Annotated in this window: 5 protein-coding genes; 2 read left to right on the top strand and 3 right to left on the bottom strand. The window is 70.4% G+C overall.

The window, feature by feature from the left end; translation table 11 throughout:
- On the bottom strand, nt 1-2,386 hold a 2,386-nt coding region (locus tag H5J33_RS18675), incomplete at its 3' end, for an RICIN domain-containing protein (protein ID WP_309485434.1).
- Nucleotides 2,387-2,998: 612 nt separating this feature from the next.
- On the opposite strand from H5J33_RS18675, the gene glmS reads away from it, so the two are divergent.
- A complete protein-coding gene (glmS, locus tag H5J33_RS18670) occupies nt 2,999-4,846 on the top strand; it encodes a glutamine--fructose-6-phosphate transaminase (isomerizing) (RefSeq protein ID WP_181796072.1) in 1,848 nt (615 codons plus the stop codon).
- A 99-nt stretch (nt 4,847-4,945) separates the two neighbouring features.
- On the opposite strand, the gene H5J33_RS18665 is transcribed toward glmS, so the two are convergent.
- A complete protein-coding gene (locus tag H5J33_RS18665; protein WP_181796071.1) occupies nt 4,946-5,296 on the bottom strand; it encodes a hypothetical protein in 351 nt (116 codons plus the stop codon).
- Nucleotides 5,297-5,412: 116 nt separating this feature from the next.
- A complete protein-coding gene (locus H5J33_RS18660) occupies nt 5,413-6,195 on the bottom strand; it encodes an SDR family NAD(P)-dependent oxidoreductase (protein ID WP_181796070.1) in 783 nt (260 codons plus the stop codon).
- A 64-nt stretch (nt 6,196-6,259) separates the two neighbouring features.
- On the opposite strand from H5J33_RS18660, the gene H5J33_RS18655 reads away from it, so the two are divergent.
- Nucleotides 6,260-6,631 (top strand): holo-ACP synthase, encoded by a 372-nt coding sequence (locus H5J33_RS18655; RefSeq protein WP_181796069.1) that lies wholly within the window; start codon nt 6,260-6,262, stop codon nt 6,629-6,631.
- Nucleotides 6,632-6,824 lie beyond the last annotated feature (193 nt).

The following is a 6,824-nucleotide window of genomic DNA, read 5'->3' as shown; positions in this document are numbered from 1 at the left end:
CATCGGAGTCGTCGGCGGCCTTGTCCGCGTCGTTCGCGGCGGCGCGGGCCGCTTCGGCGGCGGTGCCGGAGACGAGTGAGTCGGCGTAGGCCTCCTTGGCGTAGGCCTTGGCACGGGCCGCCTCGGCCTTCTGCTCGGCGTCCCAGGCGTCGTCGCGCATGTCCTGGGCGTGGTCGCGCGCCTTGACGGCGTCGTCCCGCTTGCTCGCGGCCGTCTTCTCCGCTGCCTCAGCCTTGTCCTTGGCGTCCTTGGCGTTCACCGCCTCGGACTCGGCGTTCTTCTTGTGCTCGGCGGCCTCGGCGCGCTTGGCCGCGGCCTCCTCCTTCTCCGCCTGGGCCGTCTTCTCCTCGGCCTCGGCCGCGAGCCGCTTGGCGTGCGCGTCGGCGGCAGCCGCCTTGGCGTCCCCCTCGGCCGTGAGTGCGTCGGCGAGTCTGGCCTCCGCGGTTTCCTTGTCCTGCTTGGTGTTGTCCCGGTGCAGCCTGGCGGCGTCCGCGGCGGCCTTGGCCTGCCACTCGGCAGCCTTCGCGGCCTCCTTGCGGAACTCCGCCTTCGCCTGTGCGGCCTGAGCCAGCGCTCGCTGGGAGATGGTCGCGCTGTCCCCGGCGGCGGCACGGGTTGCGGCATCGGCCGTCTCACCGGCCTTCTCCAGCGCCTCCAGCGCGGCCACCGCTCCCTTGGTGACCTGGTCCTTCTGCTGGCCCACGAGGAGCCCGCGACCCCGCGGTGCCCCATTGGTGTCCGCGATGCCGTACGCGGCCTGGATCGCCGTGTCCGACAAGGCCGCGGCCTGCCGTGCGGCCGTGAGCTGGGCCTTGATCACGGCACGCTGCTGCCTGGCGCCCTTCTGGGCGGCGACGACCCCGGCCTTCGCCTTGTCGAACTGCGTCTTGTCCGGGTAGCCCGGTTTGTCGTCACCGTTGTGGCTCAGCGGCGTGATGTCGAACTGCTGAGCGGCGGTGCCGTTGCAGGTGTAGAGCTGCGCGTCGTTGCCGTTGTCGAAGATGTGCAGGTCCAGGCATTTGCCCGTACCGGTGTTCTTCAGGCTGGTGGCACCGCGCATCGTGGACTGCCAGGTCTGGGAGGGAGCGTTGTTGCACGACCAGACCTGGATCTTCGTACCGTTCGCCGGGGTGTTCTTGTCGACGTCAAGGCACTTCAGGGACCCTATGTTCTGCAGGTGGAGGCTGTCGTCGCTGCCGTAGACCTCCCACTGCTGCGCCGACGAGCCGTTGCATGTGAAGATCTGGACCGGTGTTCCGTTCGCCGTCTTGCCGCCCTGGACGTCCAGGCATTTGCCCTGTGCGGCGTGCACTTCGATGACGGTCGGGCTGCTGCCCACCCAGCCGACACCGCCAGGCATCCAGTAGGCCTGCCACCGTGCGAGGTGGTCCGCGGTCCAGGAGTGGCCCAGCATGTCGCCGAGTGCCTTCGCTCCCTTGGCGAGGGCCTCGACCGCGGTCTTGTTTGCGTCGATGATCTGGTTGCGCTGGGTGGCCTGGGAAGCGATTTCCCGCTGCCACTCGTCGGCGGCGGCGGACGTGATGTCACCGAGCACCTTGTCGGGGTCCAGCGGGTCGCGCCAACCGCAGGCGGCGAAACGTGACTTCATGTCCTCCACCGCGATGCGGAACTCCGGCGTACCCGGCTGCGGAGCCGTGCGCGGGAATCCACCGGAGGAGAGGAAGACACGGGCATCGTCCGCGCCCATGCCATCAATGGCGTGGAACATCCATTCGAATGCCTTGTGCTCGTTGTTCGCGCGGTCCCATTCCGGCCAGTGACCCGGAACCGGCTGGGGGTCCTCGGCGTAGAGAGGGTTGCCGAGCTCCTCGACAGCCTTGCGGGTCTTGTCGTCGGCCTTCGGAGTGGAGTCCTGGTAGAAGTCGTCCTCGGTTTTCCAGAACCGGGCGGCTGCCCAAGCCGTCAAGCCCGTCTGGTTGTAGAAGCCGTTCCTGCCGTCGGGCGGGGTGCTGAAGTCGAAGGAACTGAACCCTCCGGGAACCGCGAGGCCGTCCAGGGGCTTTCCCCAGCCGGCCTGGAACGCGGCGAGATCGCTCAGCTCCTGGTCGGCGGTGTCCCGGTCCTTCTGGAACGCGACAGCGAGCGGCGTCTTCTGCCAATGCTGCCGGTCGGCGAGCACGTGCAGCTTGTCGGTGGGCTGGTTCAGGCCGCCCTGGGCGGTCGCGGCCATCGACGCGCCGCCCAGCCGCAGGACATCGCTCATCAGGCACTGGTCCTGCCGCAGTTGTTCCGCGGCGGTGTCCTCGTACCACCCGTAGGTTTCATCGCTCACCGGCTGGGCGGGCAACCGTACCGAGCCTGGCTGTACCGCGATGCCGGCGACCACGGCCAGTGCGGCGACGCAGGTCACGGCAGGGGCCGGCACGCGTAATCTCCGTCTTCTGGGCAGGCGTAAATATGGTTTCAGGCGCACGGAAGAGTAAGAGTCCCTTTCTGCATGTGTCAGGGGTGCGGGTCGGAAAGCGGCCGCAGCGCACGGAGAAGCGGTGGTGCCGGAAAGCGGCTAGAAACGCCGCCTGGGGCAGGCGTTGGTGTCCGCGGTCAGCCGGTACGTCGGCATGGTGGTGCGCTCCCTCCCCGTGAGCGACGCCGTTCCCCCGGTCGCTCGGTGGTGCGCGGGAGGACGGAGAGGGTCGGGCTCCGTCGGCGCGCGGCGATATCTTAGGCAGGCGCTCGCGGGTTCGGACAGGCGTTTACCTTCCGGTCCGATGCGACCTGGCGCGAAGTCGTGTGACTCCTGTGTGCGGTCGTGTCTGCCGAGGTGCTCGCCGACCAGCTCTTCTTGCTGTGTGGGCGCTGTGTGTTTCCTGTTGGAGAGCTGTGTGGTCCATGTGCTGGTCTTCTGATGTTGACCGGCTTTCGTCCACCGAGTCGACGCCGGGACGGCCCCCGTGACCCTTCGTACGACGGTGGGAATTTCTGAATCCGGGCAAGGTACGGCCGTTTCTGATCGGTTGTGGCCCTTAGGCTGCCGCTCATGTGCGGAATCGTGGGATACGTAGGGTCACAGTCGGCGCTGGATGTCGTGATGGCCGGGCTGAAGCGGCTGGAGTACCGGGGCTACGACTCGGCGGGGGTCGCCGTGCTCGCGGACGGCGGGCTGGCCGCCGCGAAGAAGGCCGGGAAGCTGGTCAACCTGGAGAAGGAGCTGGTCGAACGACCGCTGCCGACCGGCTCGACCGGCATCGGGCACACCCGCTGGGCCACCCACGGCGGCCCCACGGACGCCAACGCGCACCCGCACCTGGACAACGCGGGCCGGGTCGCCGTGGTGCACAACGGCATCATCGAGAACTTCGCCGTACTGCGCGCCGAACTCGGCGAGCGCGGGCACGAGTTGACCTCCGAGACGGACACCGAGGTCGTCGCCCACCTGCTCGCCGAGGAGTTCTCGGCCACCGCCGACCTCGCCGAGGCCATGCGGCTGGTGTGCCGCCGGCTGGAAGGCGCGTTCACCCTGGTCGCGGTGCACGCCGACGATCCGGACGTGGTGGTCGGCGCCCGCCGCAACTCCCCGCTGGTGGTGGGCGTCGGCGAGGGCGAGGCGTTCCTGGCCTCCGACGTCGCCGCGTTCATCGCCCACACCCGCTCCGCGATCGAGCTGGGCCAGGACCAGGTGGTCGAACTGCGCCGGGACGGCGTCACGGTGACCGGCTTCGACGGCCGCCCCGCCGACATCCGCTCCTACCACGTCGACTGGGACGCCTCCGCCGCCGAGAAGGGCGGCTACGACTACTTCATGCTCAAGGAGATCGCCGAGCAGCCCAAGGCCGTCGCCGACACCCTGCTCGGCCGCATCGACCCCAGCGGCTCGCTGACCCTGGACGAGGTGCGCATCAGCCCCTCGGAACTGCGCGAGGTCGACAAGGTCGTCATCGTCGCCTGCGGTACGGCCTTCCACGCCGGCCTGATCGCCAAGTACGCCATCGAGCACTGGACCCGCATCCCCTGCGAGGTCGAGCTGGCCAGCGAGTTCCGCTACCGCGACCCGATCCTGGACGGCCGCTCCCTGGTGATCGCCATCTCCCAGTCCGGCGAGACCATGGACACCCTGATGGCGCTGCGGCACGCCCGCGAACAGGGCTCCAAGGTGCTGGCGATCTGCAACACCAACGGCTCGACCATCCCCCGCGAGTCCGACGCCGTGCTGTACACGCACGCCGGCCCCGAGGTCGCCGTCGCCTCGACCAAGGCGTTCCTCACCCAGCTCGTCGCCTGCTACCTGGTCGCCCTGTACCTCGGCCAGGTGCGCGGCACCAAGTGGGGCGACGAGGTCCACGCCGTCATCAAGGACCTGTCCCGGATCTCGCACGAGGTGGAACGGGTCCTGGAGACCATGGAGCCGGTCCGGGCGCTGGCCCGCACCCTGGCCACGAAGAACACCGTCCTCTTCCTCGGCCGGCACGTCGGCTACCCGGTCGCCCTGGAAGGCGCGCTGAAGCTGAAGGAACTCGCCTACATGCACGCCGAGGGCTTCGCCGCCGGCGAGCTGAAGCACGGCCCGATCGCGCTGATCGAGGAGGACCTGCCGGTGGTGGTGGTCGTACCGTCCCCGCGCGGCCGGTCCCTGCTGCACGACAAGATCGTGTCCAACATCCAGGAGATCCGCGCGCGCGGCGCCCGCACCATCGTCATCGCCGAGGAGGGCGACGAGACGGTGGTCCCCTACGCCGACCACCTGATCCGCATCCCGGCCACGCCGACGCTGCTCCAGCCGCTGGTGGCCACCGTGCCGTTGCAGGTGTTCGCCTGCGAGCTGGCCACGGCCCGGGGCAACGAGGTGGACCAGCCCCGGAACCTGGCGAAGTCCGTCACCGTGGAGTGACACGGAGCCGTCGGCGTCGAGTGAGAGGGAAACGGGACGGGGCGAACGGCCGGACACCGTTCGCCCCGTCCCGTCGTGCCGGCCGGGCCGGCTCCACGGTCACCAGTTGATGCAGGTCTTCGGCACCCAGCCGGTCTTCTTGTCGCCGCCGTAGTACCACAGGTCGCTCGTCTTGCCGCAGGCCTTGTACGAGCCGCCCTTGTAGGCCTTGCCGTCGTTGCAGACCGTGCCCTTGCGGCCCTTGCCCCAGATGCCGACGGCCGTGGCGGTCGTCTTGGGGGAGGTGCGGACGTTGACGGTCTCCTTGGCCTTGACGTTGATGATCGCCTTGCTGCAGTCCCTCGGCAGGGACGCCGCGGACGCGGAACCGGCGCCGGCGACGGTCCCGGTGAGAGCCGTGCCGACGAGAGCGGCGGTGGTGAGCGCGCTGCCCAGGAACCTCGACTTCAAGGTGCTGTCCTCCCGTTGTGTGCGTGGGCGCCGCGCTGACGTGCGCGACGCCGGTCACCCGGAAGGCTACTGGGACACCGCCCGGTCGTGATCTCCAAGGCGGTGCACGCGGACGCTCAGTGGACGGAGAGGCCGCCGTCCACGTGGATCGACTGGCCGGTGACATAGGCGGATGCGCCGCTCGCCAGGAACACGGCGGCGCCCGCGAAGTCCTCGGCCAGGCCGTTGCGGCCGGTCATCGTGCGCGCGGCCAGAGCCGCCACCCGCTCCGGGTCGGCCGACAGCCGCGCGTTCAGCGGGGTCATCACGAAGCCCGGGACGAGGGTGTTGCAGGTGACCCCGTACGGCGACCAGGCCTCGGCCTGGGAGCGGGCCAGCGACTCCAGCCCGCCTTTCGACACGCCGTAGGCGCCGCTCTGCACGAACGCCCGGTGCGCCTGCTGGGAGCTGATGTGGATGATCCGGCCGAAGCCCCGCTCGGCCATCCGCGGCCCGAACCGCTGCCCCAGCAGGAACGGCGCCTCCAGGTTCACCGCCATGGTGGCGTCCCACACGTCCTCGCCCAGCTCGCCCAGCGGCGGACGCAGGTTGATCCCCGCCGAGTTCACGAGGATGTCGGGCTCCCCGAACACCGCCGCCGCGTCCTCGGCGGCCGCGCGCACCCCGTCCCGGCTGCCCAGATCGCCGCCCACCCAGGCCGCCCGGCAGCCGTCGGCCGTCAACTCCGCGACGGTCTCGGCGAGTTCCTTCTCGCGCCGGGCCACGATCACCACGCTCGCCCCGGCCCGCGCCAGCGCCCCCGCGACGGCCCGCCCGATGCCCGAGCTGCCCCCGGTCACCAGCGCGACGCGACCGTCCAGCGAGAACAGGCCGGAGAGATAAGCGTTCGATGAGGTCATGCCCGCAGCGTAGGCGACGTGGTGTCGCCGTGACGCCGCCGGACGGGGTCGTAGGGTGCTCGGCATGAGCATCATCGGGGTGGGCATCGACGTCGCCGGGATCGACCGGTTCCGGGTGTCCCTGGAGCGGACGCCGGGGCTGGCCGGCCGGTTGTTCGTGGAGCACGAACTGCTGCTGCCCAGCGGGGAACGGCGCGGCATCGCCTCGCTGGCGGCCCGGTTCGCGGCCAAGGAGGCGCTGGCCAAGGCGCTCGGGGCACCGCCGGGACTGCACTGGACCGACGCCGAGGTGTACGTGGAGGACAGCGGGCAGCCCCGCCTGCGGGTGAAGGGCACGGTGGCCGCGCGCGCGGCCGAGCTGGGCGTGCGGGCCTGGCACGTGTCGCTCAGTCACGACGCCGGCGTGGCCTCGGCCGTGGTGGTCGCCGAGGGCTGACCGGACCGGCGCCGCGGGTGTGGACGGTGCGGGTTCGGGGGCAGACTCGATGCCATGCGTACTGCGTGCAGCGTGGAGACGGTAAGGGCGGCCGAACGGGCCCTGATGGCGCGGCTGCCGGAGGGCGCGCTGATGCAGCGGGCCGCAACGGCCTGGCCGAGGACTTCGCGGGCGCCGCCGTGTTCCTGGCGAG

Origin of the sequence: Streptomyces sp. WELS2 (assembly GCF_013870595.1) — a bacterium.
In the GTDB taxonomy this organism is placed as follows: domain Bacteria; phylum Actinomycetota; class Actinomycetes; order Streptomycetales; family Streptomycetaceae; genus Streptomyces.
This window is presented reverse-complemented; position numbering and strand designations above follow the sequence as displayed.